The 16,980-nt window shown below is 47.8% G+C and carries 17 protein-coding genes; 5 read left to right on the plus strand and 12 right to left on the minus strand.

Annotation, left to right across the window (positions count from 1 at the left end; translation table 11 throughout):
• Nucleotides 1-349: 349 nt before the first annotated feature.
• From tnpC to ACQY69_RS02705, 5 genes are all read right to left on the minus strand, one after another.
• The gene (tnpC, locus tag ACQY69_RS02685; RefSeq protein ID WP_428258407.1) at nt 350-1,936 is read right to left on the minus strand and encodes an IS66 family transposase; all 1,587 of its coding nucleotides are present in this window, start codon (nt 1,934-1,936) and stop codon (nt 350-352) included.
• Nucleotides 1,937-2,013: 77 nt separating this feature from the next.
• Nucleotides 2,014-2,523: an IS66 family insertion sequence element accessory protein TnpB gene (gene tnpB / locus ACQY69_RS02690; RefSeq protein WP_428257568.1), complete on the minus strand. Its 510-nt coding sequence runs from the start codon at nt 2,521-2,523 to the stop codon at nt 2,014-2,016.
• Nucleotides 2,524-2,647: 124 nt separating this feature from the next.
• Nucleotides 2,648-3,529 carry an alpha/beta hydrolase gene (locus tag ACQY69_RS02695; RefSeq protein ID WP_428258409.1) on the minus strand — a complete coding sequence of 294 codons (882 nt, stop codon included), beginning with the start codon at nt 3,527-3,529 and terminating at the stop codon, nt 2,648-2,650.
• Between the two features lie 131 nt (nt 3,530-3,660).
• Complete coding sequence (gene nadE / locus ACQY69_RS02700) at nt 3,661-4,401, minus strand: NAD(+) synthase (RefSeq protein ID WP_428258411.1); 741 nt, start codon at nt 4,399-4,401, stop codon at nt 3,661-3,663.
• 31 nt (nt 4,402-4,432) lie between these two features.
• Nucleotides 4,433-4,957: a cysteine hydrolase family protein gene (locus ACQY69_RS02705; RefSeq protein ID WP_428258412.1), complete on the minus strand. Its 525-nt coding sequence runs from the start codon at nt 4,955-4,957 to the stop codon at nt 4,433-4,435.
• A 124-nt stretch (nt 4,958-5,081) separates the two neighbouring features.
• Here ACQY69_RS02705 and ACQY69_RS02710 point away from each other — a divergent pair, with 124 nt between their 5' ends.
• The gene (locus ACQY69_RS02710; RefSeq protein WP_428258413.1) at nt 5,082-5,684 is read left to right on the plus strand and encodes a GNAT family N-acetyltransferase; all 603 of its coding nucleotides are present in this window, start codon (nt 5,082-5,084) and stop codon (nt 5,682-5,684) included.
• A 2-nt stretch (nt 5,685-5,686) separates the two neighbouring features.
• Here the strand turns inward: ACQY69_RS02710 and ACQY69_RS02715 are convergent, their stop codons facing one another.
• The 3 genes from ACQY69_RS02715 to murI are packed head-to-tail and all read right to left on the minus strand — an operon-like array spanning nt 5,687 to nt 8,105.
• Nucleotides 5,687-6,652, minus strand: a complete 966-nt coding sequence (locus ACQY69_RS02715; RefSeq protein ID WP_428258414.1) for an MBL fold metallo-hydrolase — start codon at nt 6,650-6,652, stop codon at nt 5,687-5,689.
• A gap of 18 nt (nt 6,653-6,670) precedes the next feature.
• The gene (locus ACQY69_RS02720) at nt 6,671-7,276 is read right to left on the minus strand and encodes a hypothetical protein (RefSeq protein WP_428258415.1); all 606 of its coding nucleotides are present in this window, start codon (nt 7,274-7,276) and stop codon (nt 6,671-6,673) included.
• Nucleotides 7,266-8,105: a glutamate racemase gene (gene murI / locus ACQY69_RS02725; RefSeq protein ID WP_428258417.1), complete on the minus strand. Its 840-nt coding sequence runs from the start codon at nt 8,103-8,105 to the stop codon at nt 7,266-7,268. The genes ACQY69_RS02720 and murI overlap by 11 nt, the downstream gene beginning before the upstream one ends.
• A 441-nt stretch (nt 8,106-8,546) precedes the next feature.
• Here murI and pepF point away from each other — a divergent pair, with 441 nt between their 5' ends.
• The 3 genes from pepF (at nt 8,547) to ACQY69_RS02740 (ending at nt 12,151) form a co-directional block, all read left to right on the plus strand.
• The gene (gene pepF / locus ACQY69_RS02730) at nt 8,547-10,349 is read left to right on the plus strand and encodes an oligoendopeptidase F (protein ID WP_428258419.1); all 1,803 of its coding nucleotides are present in this window, start codon (nt 8,547-8,549) and stop codon (nt 10,347-10,349) included.
• A 69-nt stretch (nt 10,350-10,418) separates the two neighbouring features.
• Complete coding sequence (locus ACQY69_RS02735; RefSeq protein WP_428258421.1) at nt 10,419-11,225, plus strand: NAD(+)/NADH kinase; 807 nt, start codon at nt 10,419-10,421, stop codon at nt 11,223-11,225.
• Between the two features lie 20 nt (nt 11,226-11,245).
• Nucleotides 11,246-12,151 carry an RluA family pseudouridine synthase gene (locus ACQY69_RS02740; RefSeq protein WP_428258422.1) on the plus strand — a complete coding sequence of 302 codons (906 nt, stop codon included), beginning with the start codon at nt 11,246-11,248 and terminating at the stop codon, nt 12,149-12,151.
• A gap of 76 nt (nt 12,152-12,227) precedes the next feature.
• On the opposite strand, the gene ltrA is transcribed toward ACQY69_RS02740, so the two are convergent.
• The 4 genes from ltrA to ACQY69_RS02760 all read right to left on the minus strand — a co-directional run bounded on the left by ltrA (nt 12,228) and on the right by ACQY69_RS02760 (nt 16,357).
• On the minus strand, nt 12,228-13,622 hold the full coding sequence (ltrA, locus tag ACQY69_RS02745) for a group II intron reverse transcriptase/maturase (protein ID WP_428257586.1): 1,395 nt from the start codon (nt 13,620-13,622) through the stop codon (nt 12,228-12,230).
• Nucleotides 13,623-14,112: 490 nt separating this feature from the next.
• Nucleotides 14,113-14,505, minus strand: coding sequence for an RrF2 family transcriptional regulator (locus ACQY69_RS02750; protein ID WP_428258423.1), 393 nt, complete (start codon nt 14,503-14,505; stop codon nt 14,113-14,115).
• A gap of 169 nt (nt 14,506-14,674) precedes the next feature.
• On the minus strand, nt 14,675-14,842 hold the full coding sequence (locus ACQY69_RS02755; protein ID WP_428258424.1) for a hypothetical protein: 168 nt from the start codon (nt 14,840-14,842) through the stop codon (nt 14,675-14,677).
• A 51-nt stretch (nt 14,843-14,893) separates the two neighbouring features.
• Nucleotides 14,894-16,357, minus strand: a complete 1,464-nt coding sequence (locus ACQY69_RS02760; RefSeq protein WP_428258426.1) for a polysaccharide deacetylase family protein — start codon at nt 16,355-16,357, stop codon at nt 14,894-14,896.
• Nucleotides 16,358-16,544: 187 nt separating this feature from the next.
• Here ACQY69_RS02760 and mscL point away from each other — a divergent pair, with 187 nt between their 5' ends.
• Nucleotides 16,545-16,952, plus strand: a complete 408-nt coding sequence (mscL, locus tag ACQY69_RS02765) for a large conductance mechanosensitive channel protein MscL (RefSeq protein WP_428258428.1) — start codon at nt 16,545-16,547, stop codon at nt 16,950-16,952.
• Nucleotides 16,953-16,980 lie beyond the last annotated feature (28 nt).

Consider the following 16,980-nt stretch of genomic DNA (forward strand, 5'->3'; position numbering starts at 1 on the left):
ATTAATGTAAATATTTTACATTAAATTTTATCGATACCTTACTGTGAATATCGCCAGTTGGTAAAATCAATGCCGTTCACGATAAAACCTGCGATTTTTCCTCAATTTTCAGAGGCATAATATCGCGACAATACAAAAAAATGCTGCTCAGTATAGGATTTGTCTCAAAACCTCTTGAAAACTATACTGGCAGCATATTTACACGTGTTTGGCGATAATTCCACGTTAAAAGCTCTCCAAAATCCGTCTATTTTATCGTGGAAGCATCTGTAATAGTAAGGGTCAAAACATAGGCACAAGGTAAAACAATCCCCTTGTTCACAGAGATGTGAACAAGGGGACTTTTTCTTTATTCGTTTTCTTTTCTTCTGCATTCATCAGGTAACTGCTCTGAATATGGCATAAGGCTGTCTATGGCTTCTTTATCATTCAGATCGATCCTACGGAGCTGGTCAAGCAGATAGCTCAGATATTCAAATGGCAGCAGATCATTTTCTATGGCGCTTACCACAATGCTATACAGAATTGCGCTTGACTTTGCCCCTCTTGGCGTATTGCAGAACAGCCAGTTCTTACGGCCCATCACAAACGGCTTTATCGCACGTTCACTCCTGTTATTGGAAACCTCAAGCCTCTCATCAAGGAGGGTATTCATCAATGGTTTCCTCTGGTTTATCGTGTAATTCAGCGCTTTAAGATAAAGCCCCTTGGGAAGTGGCTTTTGTGATTCTTCTTCCGCCCACGCAAAGAAGCCCTCAAATACCTTCCGCATCGTGGTCTTTCTGAATTCACTTCGTTCTTCTTCGGTAGATAATTCATGGCACTTGGCATCTAAAAGAAACAGCTTATCACACCATACGATCCCTTCCTTTATCTTTAAGGCCCCGGGACTTCCTTTATCATTTAACACCTCTAGCGCGTCTGCATAATACCGCCTCGCATGGGCCAGACAGCCTACGTGGATGATATCATCATTCACACTCAGGTAGCCCTGATATCCGTCTGTCTGCAGGTATCCGTGATATTCTTTAAGGAATGTTTCCGGGACATAGCCTGCACGAGAGCCATCCGCATAATGATAAAGCACGATAGGTGATATACCCTTTCCGCTTCGGAACATCCACATGTAGCTCTTTTCCCGCGTCTTATCCCTCAGCACCGACAGGCTCGTCTCGTCAGCCTGGATGATATCATATGACAGGAGCTTCTCGTACATCCTGTCGTAAACAGCCTTAAGATAATTCTGCGTAAGAAGTATCATCCAGTTTGAAAGGGTTGCTTTGCTGATGTTTACACCATAGCGCTTAAGATCTTTAGATATCTTATCCAGAGGATCACGGTTTTCATATTTCCTTGTTATGACGTATGCACCAAGTGACGGTGACAGAATGCTTCCACGAAGCAGAGATCTCGTCATTGGAGAGGCGATGATCGTAGCTTCGGTTCCGTTTTTTTCACAGTTCCTGCAGCTGTATATATGCTGTATATGCTCACGCACAACTGCCTTTGCCGGGATGATCTCCACTTCGCGGTGGATCCTTTTGGTCATCTCATGAAGCTTATGGCCGCATACAGGGCAGAGCTGCTCTTCTTCTGTAAGCACATATTCTACAGGATCCGTTTTTCTTAAGGCACTGATAAAAGCGTCTTTCTTTCCCTTTCGTTTAATCTTGCGAACAGGACATGCTTTCTCCGCTTTTGGCTCCGGCAACCTCAGATCGGCTTCTTTCTCTATTTCATTAAAAAAGCACTCCTGCTGCCCGTCATCTATTAAAGACTTTTCGCTTTTTCTTCCGAACCTCTTAGCCTGACTAAGGCGAAACATCTTTCTGTAATATTCAAGCTCTGCTGAAACCTCATCCAGTTTTCTTGAGGTGTCCAGTGCATATTTTTCCAATTCTGCTTTTGTCATGGATGAAAGATCTATCTGTTTCATGACTTTATTATATCAAAAAACCATTGAAATTTCAATGATTTTAAGGACTATTCCATGGTTTTAAGGATCCTTCCATATTAATTTTCAATGGTTTTGAGAAGCCTGTCATATTCATATCTGTACATGAAATCACGGGCGTAACTGTGAGATTTTGGCCAGTAAAATGTTCCGTATTCGAGCTTTCTGCTGAAAAGGCAATATCCATTCTTGCATATCTTCAGCGCATAGATCTGTTTCCATTTCTTTTCTATGAAGAAGAATATCTGCCCCGGTATCAGGGGCAGATCCAGATCGAACGCTATGATAGATGCCATGGACTCCATAGACAGATTCCCTCTGATAGGTTCTAAAACGAGAATTGCCCGGATGTTTTCTGATGGCAATCGTACCCACTTCCTACTCTCATCTATGGGCAACAGGACTTTTTCTTCCATAAATCGTAATTTCCCTTCTCGAAGGAGCCTTTCCCGGGCCTTTCTAAAGGTAATATCTTTTATATTGTGTTCCAGGCACCATCTTTTTAAGGGAAGGTCACTTGTATACGCTTCCTTGATTATTTTCTCCCACTCATCCGATGTTCGCCACATATGTGCTATTCCTCCTGTAGTTGCTACTTAGTAGCATACTACCTTGTTCTCTTTTTTTCAATGTGCCTATGTTTTGACCCTTACCTGTAATACAGCGTTAGCGATATTTCCCATATGACCCTGACTACTTGAATATCCTGGCGGCAAAATCCTGCAGCGCCTTCTGCCACACTCCGTCGTCATGGCCGCCCTTCATATCATAAAAAACATGCTCCGTCTTTTCACGGCTCATTACATCGTGCAGCTTGTACGCTACATCTCCGCACCGCCTGTCCGATCTGCCGACACACATCATCAGCAGCTTGAATTTCTGAGCCTCAGACGGCAGCTTCACGCTTTTCAGCAACGGAGCCCATTTGCCGGTCTCACCCGGTCTTTCCAATACATATGCCGGTGAAAAAGCACCCACGTATCCGAAAGTGTCCGGATATGTAAAGGCCGTGTACAGAGCATTTCTCCCGCCCATGGAATTTCCCGCTACTGCTGTATTATCCCGCCCCTTCTTGACTGAATACCTGCTTTCGATGACCGGCATGAGGTTTTCCACCACTTCCTTCGCGGTCAGATCATACGCCTTTCGCTTTTCTGACGGCTTCAGTCCTCTGGTGTTCTCCCACCGATTGACAGCACTGTTTGGACACACGACTATCATCTCCGGTGCTTTACTGGAATAATAGAGATTCTGGAGGATAACGTCAGCCGATTTGTTCTTCCAACTCCGGTGGCTTCCGTTCAGTCCATGAAAAAGATAGAGAACGGGATATTTTTTGTCTTTCGTATACCCGAAAGGCAGGAACACCGTAGCATGTCTCTCAGTCTTAGTGATATGAGAATAATATGTCAGCGCCTCCGGTTTATTATATCCCAGCCCCGGCTGTTTTTTCATAATCGAAAATCTGCCGCCGCTTTCACTTACCATCGCACGACTGAGCCTGACGGGAACGACAGCGCACACAGTCACTACCGCAGCGATGGCAGCCAGTAAAATCAATTTATCTTTTTTCATTTCTTCCTCCTCCTTCCCGCTCATTATACAAAAAAATTCTTAAGGATACGTCTAAGTAGTCCTTAAGAATTTTTAAGTTTATGGACGTCAAAGCAGGCGATATGTTAACCGGTCCCTGCCTTTATCACACCTCACTCCTCCGGCTCATACTCAAAAGCCGGCATCGGCTGGAGCTTGAAGAGATTCATCTGATGCATCCTGTCTATTCTGGCTTTAGTCTCTTCATCTTCACAGATCCCTTCCCTTATGTACCTGTCCAGTACCGCATAGGTGAACCCCAGATTGTCCTCATCAGTAAGGCCGCAGAGGCCGTCGATCGGCACTTTTTCCACGAACATATCCGGAAGCCCCAAGGCTCTGCCTACAGCCTTTACTTCCTGCACAGTCAGATGCGCCATGGGACTGAAATCTCCTGCCCCATCGCCGTATCTGGTATTGTAGCCTACCCAGTCTTCCGAAAGGTTGCATGTGTTAGCCACCCTTCCGTTGACAGTTTGAGAAACAGCATACAGTACCGACATCCTCAGTCTTGGAGGAAGGTTCACCTTGGCCTGGCCTTCGAAGGTCCCGAAATGCTTTTCCAGCTCTCCCACTACTCCGGCATAGGCATCCTTGATGTTGACGACTATCCCTTCGATCCCCAGATGCTCCACAAGCTTATGAGACACATCGATATCGAACTGTTCTCCGTTAGGCATCATCACCCCGAGCACCCTGTCCTTACCGAGGGCTTCCACACACAGCGCCGCCACTACGGAACTGTCCTTGCCTCCCGAAAGGCCCACCACGGCCTTGCATCCTCTGCCGTTCTCCTCGAACCAGTCTCTTATCCACTTCACCATATCGTTTTTTGTCTTTTCCGCATTGAACATTTTTTCATCCTTTCCTTATCCCTGCTTCCCTTTAACTTACTATATCTATCTGACACGCCTTCATCGCTTCGACAGCTCTGTCATGACTTTCCGGGGTCACGCCTGCGCAGCAGACCGGATCCACCAGCACTGGCACCTCCGGCAGAGCCGCCTTTATCAGCATGGCATTGGATATGACGCATATATCGGTACACAGCCCCACCAGCTCTACGCTTTCCAGTCCAGTTGTCCTATCCATCTCTGACAGCTTCTCCGTCAAACGGACAGAACCGAATGTCGGCTTATCTATCACCAGGGAACCCGCCGTCTCCAGACGGGGATCTATCTCCCAGCCGACGGTCCCTTTTATGCAATGAGGCACCGGCAGCTTTCTTCCTTCCTGGGTATCAAGGTAATCAGATCCGTGGGTATCCCTGGTGAATATGACACAGTCACCTGCATCCCGATATCCCGCTGCCTTCTCTCTGACCTTAGGCACGATGGTCTCGGCCTCCGCAGTGCCCAGCGCTCCATCTATAAAATCCCTCTGCATGTCCACAACGACGAGAACTTTCATATTTTCCTCCTGACTTAAAGGTGTTGAACATATACATGGATAATGGTATCATTATTGTATTATGAAAACTAAAATAACTATACCACAACTTTATAAACTAAAAAACTCCGATAAGGAAAAGCTGGTGCTCACTTACCTGAGCGCCTTTGAAAGCTATCCCAAACTGATACAAGCCTTCAGTGATAAGAAGACACGGCTGCTGGCGCTGGAAGCGACCCTCCGTTATTACACAGCCTTTGATCTGCGATACGGCTCCGGGTTCAGTCTGGACGAAAACGTCAGAGAAGCTGTCCTCATCATCCACTCCGACCGCATGAAGTATACGTTTTTAAAACATCTGGCGGCAGGAAGCTATGGAAAAGAGTACAGGGCTGTCATCAGCAAACTCTCTAAGGAAGAAAAGCAGACACGCGCTGCCCTCTTCGAGGAACTGGATCGTCTCGAAGCTACAGTCGATATTCCCAGGCCCCACATATACGCTGATTTCCTCGGTGTCGCCAGCGAATACCAGCATCAGGGTCGCGGCCGGAAGCTGATGTCACAGGTCTGTCGCTACGCCGACCAGATAGGACTCCCTATCATGCTGTTCACCAACACAGCCGACGATATAAAGTTTTATCAAAGCCTCGGTTTCCGCATAATCGGCGAAACATCGTCGGAAAGATTCGGCTTTGTCAATACTTATATGCTGTACGAATCATCGGTCAGAGAGGATCGATCTCTCTGACTTTATTCCAGAGCCTTCATCATCGCTTTGATGATGGCTCTGGCATTTATCACATAAGCTTCTACAGGCTGGACTTTCTCCAATGCGGGATTCCAGTATCTTTTTATGTACTCATCTGTCATCTGATCTTCCGTCAGGGACCGCGATACCATGTCCCCGACAAATCCCAGCTTTTCACGACAGGCCGCCTCGAACATCTCCCAGTATCTTTCGTTGAAATACTGGGGCAGCATACCAAAGTGAGGCAGACATATGTATTTCGCTCCGTATTCCCGACACTTCTTCAGCGACTTCATGGCATCGCTGTAATCTTTGAGTATCGGGGTATGTACATACTCTGATGTCTCCAGCATCCCGGTGCTTTCGCTGGTAAAAAGGATGCCTGCCGGCTCCAGAGCAAAGCTCATGGAACAATCCGTATGTCCTTTTGTCTCCAGCGCTACGAGATATCCGTTTCCCAGCGACACCACGTCTCCATCCTCCAATATCACATCTACTGCGAGACCATCCACCGGAATCTCCACGTTGCTTTCCGGATCATATAGTTTCCGCGCCGCTTCTCCCAGCTCCTTTATGAGCTTCCTGGCATTGGGCCGCCTCAGGATGTCTCTGCAGTGACGGCTTCCGCACACCATCGCCTCGGGGAATCTCCTTCTCACATAAGGCAGCGCCCCCATGTGATCGTAGTGGGAATGGCTCAGTATTATATAGTCCAGCTTTTCCCGGCCGTTTTCCGCCAGCCGCCTCGCCAGCTTTTCCACCATCCTGCTGCCACAGTAAGCCATACCGCAGTCCAGCAGCGCGGTTTTCTCACTGCCCACTATCAGCAGCGCCTCGCCGCCAAAGCCTGCCGTGACCCGGTACACGTCTGCGGGAAAACCGAATCTGTCAAACTCATCGCCGAAGACGTTGAAGATGTCATCCCAATCCAGCTTCTTTTCTCCGGCCGTCACATTGCTGCTTTCCATCTTACCAGTCTCCCGCCATTACATATATCGGCTATCATCATCCACATCTCCCGGCTCACCGTCCTCCGGAGAGAAAACGATAGTACCCTCATCATCGTCTCCAGACGATGCCAAGTCAGAAAATAGCATGATATAGCTGTCCAGCTGATAATCCAGCGCATTCTCGAAATCATACCTGTACTTCTCACCGCCCAGCTTTTCCACGCGGGAAGCGGTTATAGCATCCCTGACCGTATGGTACAGAGGCTCACCGGACTCAGGAACAAGCCTGACTTCCGACTCATGAGAATACCAGTTTCTGAAGCGGCAGAACTCATCGACAAAACGCCTCAGATCGTCTTCGTCATCATTCGCCCCTGCCACCATACCGGTAAGACTCATCTTTATCTGATGGAGCAATGAAAAGATTTCCCCCGAATCATCGGGAAGACCATCCAAGACGTCTTCAAAATAGTCGTTGATCAGCTCCTCTATCATGGTCTTGTCCGCCTGCTGAAAGAGGCTGTAGACAGCCTCCTGATCTATATATTCCTCACTTTCTATCAGATCGGCCATGGCCTCGAAGTACTCAAAATCGCTTCCGTCCTCCAGATCCAGATATTCAAGCAGTTCTTCAAAATTCATACGCGTTTTTCTCCATTTCCATATCAAAATTAAGGAATTTCACCTTGGCATCGTCGCCCTCTCCCCGGAATATGCTATCTATCATATTCATGAAATTCTCCGATAAATCGCTGGCATAAAATACATTGCCCGCCTCGGGATCTTTGGCCAGCATTCCTCGTTCCCCCAATATCTGCGCTATCGTATCGGCCATGATATCAGACGGGTTTATTATGTGCAGCTCAGGATAAATCCTTTCTATATTTTTACTGATAAGAGGATAATGGGTACATCCCAACACCAGGGTGTCCAATCGATTGTTACGGACAAAATCATTCATATAATACTTTATAGTCAGATCCATGATATCATTGTCGATGATCCCTTCCTCTATCAGTGGCACGAAGGCGGGACACGACGTCTCGAATATGTTGAGACCGCCGCTGTATCTTCTGATGCAGGACTCATACGCCTTGCTGGCTATAGTCACCTTCGTCCCGATTATACCTATCCTGTTTTTTTCTGTACACCTTTCGGCTATGGTCCTGGCAGCCGGTTCTATTATCCCAAGTATAGGTATATGTGGGAATCTCTCCCTCAGATCGTCTACACACGTTGCACTTACCGTATTGCAGGCGATTACTATCATCTTCGCTCCACTTTCCACCAAAAAATCAGCTATCTCCGTGGAAAACCGCTTTATGGTAGTAGTTGCTTTGGAGCCGTATGGCGTCCTGGCTGTATCTCCGAAATATATTATCCTTTCATCAGGCAGCTTTTTCATCAACGGCGGAACGCAGGTCAGTCCGCCCAGTCCCGAATCAAAAAAACCTATAGGTCTGTTGTCCATTCCGGTAATAATCCTTTCATTTTGTGGTATAATGGTCATTACAACCACGATGAAACCGCGGCGAAGCCGTGTTGATCAATGCAATCATTATAACATGCGAGCTTGTCGAAGCATGTTTCAATGAATGCTACCTCTCAGCGAAGCTGTTTTCAATCAATGCATTCATTATAACATGCGAGCTTGTCGAAGCATGTTTCAATAGTTGCTACCTTGCGGCGAAGCCGTGTTGATCAACGCAATCATTATAACATGCGAGCTTGTCGAAGCATGTTTCAATAGTTGCTACCTTGCGGCGAAGCCGTGTTGATCAATGCATTCATTATAACATGCGAGCTTGTCGAAGCATGTTTCAATAGTTGCTACCTTGCGGCGAAGCCGTGTTGATCAATGCAACTATTATATAATATTCCGCCAGCAAAGTAAAATATTACGGAGGTAAAAATGGATTCGAAAAATTTAAAGACGAGAAACCAGATAGATAACAAATACAAGTGGAACATAGAGGCCATGATATCGGATGAATCGATCATCGACGGCGCTCTTGAAGACATCGAAAAGCAGGCCGGAGAGTATGCAAAGGCTTACGGTGGCAGGCTTACCAGCGATGCTGCTACCCTGCTTTCCGCTTTTAAGGAAAGGGATTCCATATGGAGAGAGCTGGAAAAGATATACGTCTATGCCCGCATGAGACGTGATGAAGATAACAGCGACAGCAGATACCAGGCCATGTCCAGCAAGTGCAATGCGGTCATCGCCGCAGTATCGGCTGCCCTGGCTTTCTTTACCCCTGAACTGCTGTCTGCTTCCGAAGATGACGTTATGGGTTTTGTCGATAAGGAACCGGGCCTCGAAGAATACAGGTTTGCCATTAAGGATACCTTCCGTCAGAAAGCACACATTCTTTCCCAGCCGGAGGAAAACATCATGGCCCAGATGAGCGAAGTCACCGGCGCAACAAACGACATCTTCACCATGCTCAACAACGCCGATATGAAATTTCCCGAGATAACCGACGAGGACGGCGACAAGGTGGCTGTTACCCATGGCAATTACATCACCTTCATGGAAAGCCATGACCGCGGTGTGAGAAAAGCTGCATACGAGGCCATGTACGATCCATATAAAAGCCTCATCAATACCATCGCTACCTGCTACAACTACAACACGAAAAGCGACGTGATCAACGCTAGGATAAGAAAATACGAATCGGCCAGAGCCGCTGCTCTGTCTGGCGACAATATCCCTGGCGAAGTTTACGACAACCTGGTGAACGTCGTTAACAAAAATCTTCCGACCATGCACAGATATGTGGAATTGAGGAAAGAAATGCTGGGACTGGATAAGATGTATATGTACGATATGTATGTACCTCTTATACAACTACCGAAAAAACAAGTCCCTTACGAAGAGGGTCTGGACATCATGAGAGCCGGCCTTTCGCCTCTCGGCCAGGAATACATCGACAGGATGAATGAGGGCATATCCCAGGGCTGGATAGATGTATATGAAAACAAGGGAAAGACAAGCGGAGCCTACAGCTTTGGCAGTTATGACAGTTATCCCTATATACTGCTCAATTATACCGACACCCTGAAAGACGTCTTCACTATCGTCCATGAGATGGGTCACTCCATGCATTCCAGCTACACCAGACAGTACCAGCCTTACATCTACGGCAGTCATTCCATCTTCACGGCTGAAGTGGCTTCTACAGTCAACGAATCTCTGCTCATGCGATATCTGCTGGACAAAGAGACCGATTTGGAAATGAGGAGATACCTTCTCAATATGCATCTGGAAGAATTCAGGACCACCCTCTTCAGACAGACCATGTTCGCCGAATTCGAAGACATGACCCACAGGGCCATCGAAAGCGGACAGGTCCTCACCGCAGACAGTATGTGTCAGCAGTACGAAGAGCTCAACGCCAAATACTACGGCACCGCCGTGGAAAAGGACGACACCATAAAGTACGAGTGGGCCCGCATACCGCATTTTTACAACGCCTTCTATGTATACAAATATGCCACGGGCTATTCGGCAGCCACAGCCATCTCAAATAAGATACTGACTGATGGCGAACCGGCCAGAAAGGCGTATATAGAGTTTCTCAAGACCGGCGAATCCGACTACCCTATCCAGCTTCTGAAGATCGCCGGCGTGGACATGAGCTCGCCTGAGCCTGTGGAGAAGGCCATGGAGACCTTCAATTCCCTGCTGGATGAGTTCGAAAAGCTGGTCTAGCGGCTGCAGTCCGGTGATCTCATGGAAAACCGGCCGCACGAAAAAAAACACCTTTTACAGGAGAAAAGAATGAAAAGAGGATGCATAAGCGTATTTACAAACGGTACTGATATTTCGCTGAAAAACCGCTCCATGTTGGTGGAAAAGCTGTCAAACAAAGGCTATGAGGTGAGAAACGATTACTCGCCTGCCGACACAGAGCTGATAATCTGCATAGGAGGAGACGGTGCTCTCCTCCGTACCGTCCATTCCTGCAATTTTCCCGACTGCCCGATAATAGGGATAAACACAGGACATCTGGGCTTTTTCCAGGAGATCTCACCGGAAAGCCTGGACGACTTTATCTCCGACTACGAACAGGGAGAGTACTCCATACAAAAGCTGAGTACCGTTAAAGCGACAGTCACCACAGATAACGGCAGATGTGAGTCACATCTGGGCCTCAACGAGATACTCATCAAGGGAAGGCACTCCTACTCCATCCATCTGGACATATCCATCGGTGAGACGCCCATAGAGCGGTTCAGCGGAGACGGCCTGCTGGTGGCCACCCCGGCCGGGAGTACCGCATACAACTATTCCCTGGGCGGCTCCATCGTCGATCCAAGGCTCAAGCTGTTACAGGTAACTCCCATAGCACCTATGAACACCACCGCCTATCGCTCCTTCACCTCCAGCATACTGCTGCCGGCAGAGCTGTCTTTGGGTGTGACTCCCGAACACAGCGACGATGTCATATATATCGTCAATGACGGTATCGAAACAGAATACTCAGGTGTCAAAAAGATAGGAGTTACCATCTCCGACACCCACGTGCGGCTGATGAGATTCAAAAATTACGACTTCTGGAACAAGGTAAAGACCAAGTTCCTCTGATGAAAGGGATATTAACAACAATGACGGATTTCATACATAAAGTTACGGATGAAGACGAAGGTCTGGAAGTAAAGGACATCATGAGACAATATTTCGACTTCTCCGCCAGACTGAGAAACAGGATAAAGCGGGAAAAGCTGGTGATGCTCAACGGCCAGAAGACCCAGGGCTGGATAAAGACGAAGGCCGGAGACACGGTGAAGATAACCCTTCCCGACGAAAAGAGCGGCTTTCCCCCACAGGATATCCCCCTCTATCCCGTCTTCGAGGACGACGACCTCCTCATCCTCAATAAGCAGTCGGGACTCATCGTCCATCCCACCAAAGGCCACCCTATGGGAACCGTGGCCAACGCCCTTATGCACTACATGGAAAAGACAGGGCAGTCGTTTAAAATACGCTTCGTCAACAGGCTGGACATGGATACTTCCGGTCTTCTTGTAGTAGCGAAGAACGCCTACTGCCAGAACGACTACACCAGGCAGATGAAGGAAAATCTGGTGGAAAAGCGCTACATCGCCATCGTCTGCGGCATCGTCAGCTCAGATTCCGGCACCATCGACCTGCCCATCGGCAGACCCGATCCCGTAGATGTCCGCCGAGGCGTCATGGAAGACGGCGCGCCGTCCGTCACCCACTACAAGGTGCTGGACAGATTCCCGGCGAGAAAATTCACCTCCGGATACTCGCTGGTGGAGCTACTTTTGGAGACCGGCCGCACCCACCAGATACGTGTTCACATGTCCCACATAGGCCATCCAGTGCTGGGAGACCACCTCTACGGCGGCGAAAACGTCCACCTTATCGAGAGGCAGGCCCTCCACGCCGCCAGCCTTTCCTTCACACACCCCATAACAAAGGAGCCCCTCTCCTTCGAAGCGCCGCTGCCGGATGATATGAAGCAGGCGCTGGAGAAGCTGCGGTGAAATAATCGAGTAGGAGGCGGTGACTAACCGCCGTCCTCTCACACCACCGTACGTACGGTTCTCGTATACGGCGGTTTCAATAGTTGACGTGCATCTGCTGGTATGCATCGGCTAAATCATAAAAGCCTTTGCGTACCAGTATTTCTTTTGATAAGGCTCTGTTTACTGTGCTGGTTGCCGATGTAAACCAATGCCCTCTGCGGCTGTTAGCCGCCATGAAGGCATAATGCTTCGGTATCCCAAGCTTCATCAGATACTTCATCTTCGACCTCGGCTTTTTCCACATCTTCCATATACACATGCGTATTCTGTGGTATAGCCATCCATTCAGTTCTTCGATTGCTTGCTTCATCGCTGCGATTCCGTAGTAGTTAAGCCATCCTCGCATATACTCTCTGATTTTGCACAGTGCCGGTATTACGCTCTGAACATGTCTGCGGGAAGACAGGCTTTTCAGTTTGGCTTTCATCTTCTTCCACGACTTCGGATGAACTCGAATGAATGTACCATTTCCGTTCCTTCCCAATGCGAAGCCGAGGAACTTAAAATTTCGAATCGCATACACACTGGCCACTTTGCTCTTCTTTCTGTTGACAGTCAGCTTCAGCTTGTTTTCCAAGTATGAAGTGCTTGTTTCCAATAGCCGTTTAGCCGCTCTCTCGCTCTTTGCAAGTAGTACGATATCGTCAGCGTACCGCACACACGGTACACCTCTCCTTTCGAATTCCTTGTCGAATTCGTCCAGATAGATGTTAGCAAGCAGCGGGGACAGGTTCCCTCCTTGCGGAGAGCCTTCTTCCGTGTCCATGACCACTCCATTTTCCATCACTCCACTTTTAAGATATCTCTTGATGATTTGGATGACCCTCTCATCTTTGACTTCCTTACGCAGCCTGTTCAGTAATATCTCATGGTTCAGTGTGTCAAAATACCTACTCAAGTCGAGACTCACCGCATAGCGATATCCCTCCTCGGCGTATTCCCTTACTCGCTCTATTGCATCTTTTGCGTTCCGTCCCGGCCTGTAGCCGTAGCTTCCGTCCGAGAACATTGGCTCGTAGATTAGCATCAGCTTCTGTGCTATTGCCTGCTGGATGATTCGGTCGATGACGGTAGGAATACCAAGCTTTCGTATTCCTCCATCCGGCTTTGGAATTTCGACTCGTCTTACGGGTGAGGGGGTATATTTCCCTCTTTTGATTCTTCCTATCAACTCGTCTTTATGTTCCCTAAGCCATGGCAGTGCCGCTTCAATGGTCATTCCATCTATCCCCGGCGCTCCCTTGTTTGCCTTCACTCTTTTGTAAGCTCTGTTCATGTTATCTCTTTCCAGTATCTTACCTAAGATGTCCGGCTCTGCACTGTCTCTTTCCTTCCATATCCGGTTAAATGAACGGTGCGCTCTCACATACCCTTTACGTTCCGCGCTATCTCTCTGTGAGCAGCTTTCTTTCTCGTTTTCTGCACTCATTTGCTCATTCCTCCTTTCCAGGTTGTACTTAAGACTCCTATTGATTCGGTCCTTCGCTTCTCAGTTACTATGACCTCTGCTGACTTCTGTGTGCTCAGCGCCACCTTACGATAGCGGTTACCCTTTTCAGGGCGTCTCACACAGACCTCCCTGGGTACCACACGTTTCTTTCTCTCCATCTATCTGCCGCATTTACCATGCATGATTCCGTGTAGCTATCGGGCTTCATCGTGTGTTGCAGACTTACCCTCATGCATAGCCTAATATGCGATTTCTGTTCGTCAGACCGGAGATTTGCCCGTGGGTTAGTAGCTTCCCCACACCCGGCTTCCTTCAGATTTGCAGTCACCTGCAACACCCTTGCCTTCGGCTATATCCTTCCCACTACCGGGCGGATTCGGGACTTTCACCCGTTAGAAACGTGCGCCGCCAGGCGCACAACAAACAGGCTGTCTCACCAGTTCTTACCTGATGAAACAGCCTTTTAAAATCAGTCCATGATCTCCGCTATAGTTTTTTTCTTCATCTCAGTTATCAGGATGTTCTGTATCCTCTCTATTTCCTGATGTACCTTGCAAGGCATCGCATCGCTGTTGCGGGTGCATTCCTCCTTCATACAATGAAGGATAGCCAGATCCCCTTCGGTAATGCTCACCACATCGTATATAGTCAGATCTTCAAGAGGCTTGTTGAGATAGTAACCGCCCTGATTGCCTCGTTCGGATTTGACCAGATCCGCCATTTCCAGCTCTCTCAGGATCTTATAGGCAAAGGCTCGCGGTATCTCCTCCTGCTGACAAATCTCCCTGACATTGTGAACTTTCCCGTCTCGTAAAACGCGACATATCCTCATTGCGTAATCGCTTCTTCTAGTGATTAACATAATACAACACTCTCCATATCAATTGATTATTTTGATCATGTATTACCCGGATCATTACATATAATAACATGAATTCGCTTTTATATCAAATATGTACAGTTAAAAATAAGACCCGTCCCTCAGTATGGGACAGGTCCTTCTCCTCGTTGAACAGACTGCTTCGACGCCGCTATTTTTCCTCCATCATTCTGTCGCGGAGTTTCATGGCGCAGGTGCCGTCCTCACAGGATACTCCAATCGAATTTTCCCTTATGTACTGTCCCAGCCCACTGAACTGTACGAAAGCTATGACAGCCGTTATCGAAGCGATGATTATCACATAAGTCTTCTTTTTCATTGTCCTGCACCTCCTTTTTTTCAGTATACCAGAAACTTGTCCGCGATACTATCAAAAATTTCTGTAAATATACCCTGGCTGAGGCTCGCCTCCGGTCTTATATCTTATCAACTCACTGACCGTTACCAGCTGATATCCTTTTTCCCTCAGATACGGTATCAAAAGCTCAGTGGCGTCAGCTGTGGATTCATATATGGAATGCATCAGTATTATCTTCCCATCCAGGTCTCCTTCCTTGGAAACAGATGCCAGCACCTTCTTGCCGTCCCTGTCTTTCCAGTCCATGGTGTCGACAGTCCACATGATGACTGGCATGGCTGATGTCCTGTTTATATTTTCATCTGTGATACCATAGCTTGGTCTGAACACTGTCGGATCAGCTCCTGTCACCGCCTTTATAGCCGCATTGGTATCGGCGAACTGCTTCACCAGCTCTTCCGGCTTCAGCTTTGTCAGCTTGGGATGGTTCCAGGTATGGTTTCCTATCTCACAGCCCATATCATAAGCAGTCTTCACATTGACCGAGTCTCCCGCCACTCTGTTTCCCAGGTAAAAGAAGGTAGCCACCTCGCCGTACCTTTTCAGACAAGCCAGGATCCGCGCCTCTGCCGTCCCTCCCGGTCCGTCATCATATGTAAGAGCGACCATAGGTCTGGATGGATCTATGTATCTCTCCAGCGGTTTTTCCCGCAGACCTGCCCCCATATCCGAAAGCGACATTCCCGCAGCGACGATGCCGCCTGACTTCTTCAATATCGTTCCCTCATCAAAGAAAAAGGTGATGCCCCTGTCGGATAATGCGAATTTATTGAAATTGTTCTCATCAGCCGCAACATATTTTTCCCAGTCGTCAGCCAGCTCTTCCTTCTTGTAATTCTTCCTGAAATAGTCGGCAAAGTATTGAGAGCATATTTCCCTGTAACTATCATTGAAAATCTGGCGCGGCACCATGACCTTCCCCGTTCCTTTCAGGAACTGATATGTATGTATCGAAGCGCCGTCCCTGGCCATTTCCTTGTTCTTCTCTCCGTTGTCAGTCTCCATTATGACCAGGCTCTCCACTCCGCGTTCCGACTGATACACGCCTGCCTTTACGATCAGCGCATGTTCCAGAGGCCTGTAGTCTTCATCTTTTCCCGACTCCTTCGCTCTGGCGGCTTCTTCCGCGTCCTTGTTCTCCTTATATCTGGCCTTTATCTCCTCTACCCGGCTGTCACGAAAAGCCGCGATATCTTTATCATCGCAAACACTGTATTCCACCACGTAAGAAATAGGGTCGCCATATTGATAGTCGACCTTAGTCTGGCCTTCCATGATGAACTGATCCGATTTGTTCAGCTCTTCCCTGGCATATTCCTCGAATTCCTTTTCATCTTTATATACATCAGTGGAAAAGTACGACACCGCGGCCAGCGTGCACGTCGTAATTACCATCAATCCCAGTATCACCGACAATATGATACGCCTTTTTCTTCTTCTGTGCAGTCTTTCCATATGGCGTTGATTTCTATTCATGTCCTCACCTTTTCTCCGAATATGTCAATGTATTATACACTTTGTCCTGTAGTCGATACAACTGAGATATGATTAAAGCTCCCTTAAATTTTTATTAAAATGAAGTTTTACATTGGCTTTCAATAATGTTAAAATACTCATCGTGAGTTATAGTGACCATAACACTAAGAAAGCAGCAGGTAAACATATGAAAAAATTTTTAAATGAATTCAAAGAATTCGCCATGCGAGGCAACGTCCTGGACATGGCCGTAGGTATCATCGTCGGAGCGGCCTTCACCGCTATCGTCACATCTCTCGTAGACGACATCCTGTCTCCTATAATCGGACTTCTGGTCCGCGTCAACTTCAGCGATCTGGTAGTCAGCATAGCCGGAGTAGACCTCAAATACGGCTCCTTCATCATGGCGGTCATCAACTTCCTGATCGTGGCCTTCGTCCTGTTCACACTGATAAAGTTCATGAACAAAGCGGCCAGCCTGGGAAAAAAGCCAAAGGAAGAAGAAGCTCCGACCACAAAGGAATGCCCTTACTGCAAGAGCGAGATATCCATCGAAGCCACCCGCTGTCCTAACTGCACATCATATCTTCCATGATATCAGCTACTCTTCGATCGGAATCCTT

The organism is Gallibacter sp. Marseille-QA0791 (assembly GCF_965119705.1).
Taxonomy (GTDB): Bacteria; Bacillota; Clostridia; order Peptostreptococcales; family Anaerovoracaceae; genus Lentihominibacter; species Lentihominibacter excrementipullorum.

Coding starts and splice junctions, on each gene's coding strand:
- tnpC (WP_428258407.1), bottom strand. CDS start 1,936: ATGAAACAGATAGATCTTTCATCCATGACAAAAGCAGAATTGGAAAAA.
- tnpB (WP_428257568.1), bottom strand. CDS start 2,523: ATGTGGCGAACATCGGATGAGTGGGAGAAAATAATCAAGGAAGCGTAT.
- ACQY69_RS02695 (WP_428258409.1), bottom strand. CDS start 3,529: ATGAAAAAAGATAAATTGATTTTACTGGCTGCCATCGCTGCGGTAGTG.
- nadE (WP_428258411.1), bottom strand. CDS start 4,401: ATGTTCAATGCGGAAAAGACAAAAAACGATATGGTGAAGTGGATAAGA.
- ACQY69_RS02705 (WP_428258412.1), bottom strand. CDS start 4,957: ATGAAAGTTCTCGTCGTTGTGGACATGCAGAGGGATTTTATAGATGGA.
- ACQY69_RS02715 (WP_428258414.1), bottom strand. CDS start 6,652: ATGGAAAGCAGCAATGTGACGGCCGGAGAAAAGAAGCTGGATTGGGAT.
- ACQY69_RS02720 (WP_428258415.1), bottom strand. CDS start 7,276: ATGAATTTTGAAGAACTGCTTGAATATCTGGATCTGGAGGACGGAAGC.
- murI (WP_428258417.1), bottom strand. CDS start 8,105: ATGGACAACAGACCTATAGGTTTTTTTGATTCGGGACTGGGCGGACTG.
- pepF (WP_428258419.1), top strand. CDS start 8,547: ATGGATTCGAAAAATTTAAAGACGAGAAACCAGATAGATAACAAATAC.
- ACQY69_RS02735 (WP_428258421.1), top strand. CDS start 10,419: ATGAAAAGAGGATGCATAAGCGTATTTACAAACGGTACTGATATTTCG.
- ACQY69_RS02740 (WP_428258422.1), top strand. CDS start 11,246: ATGACGGATTTCATACATAAAGTTACGGATGAAGACGAAGGTCTGGAA.
- ltrA (WP_428257586.1), bottom strand. CDS start 13,622: ATGAGTGCAGAAAACGAGAAAGAAAGCTGCTCACAGAGAGATAGCGCG.
- ACQY69_RS02750 (WP_428258423.1), bottom strand. CDS start 14,505: ATGTTAATCACTAGAAGAAGCGATTACGCAATGAGGATATGTCGCGTT.
- ACQY69_RS02755 (WP_428258424.1), bottom strand. CDS start 14,842: ATGAAAAAGAAGACTTATGTGATAATCATCGCTTCGATAACGGCTGTC.
- ACQY69_RS02760 (WP_428258426.1), bottom strand. CDS start 16,357: ATGAATAGAAATCAACGCCATATGGAAAGACTGCACAGAAGAAGAAAA.
- mscL (WP_428258428.1), top strand. CDS start 16,545: ATGAAAAAATTTTTAAATGAATTCAAAGAATTCGCCATGCGAGGCAAC.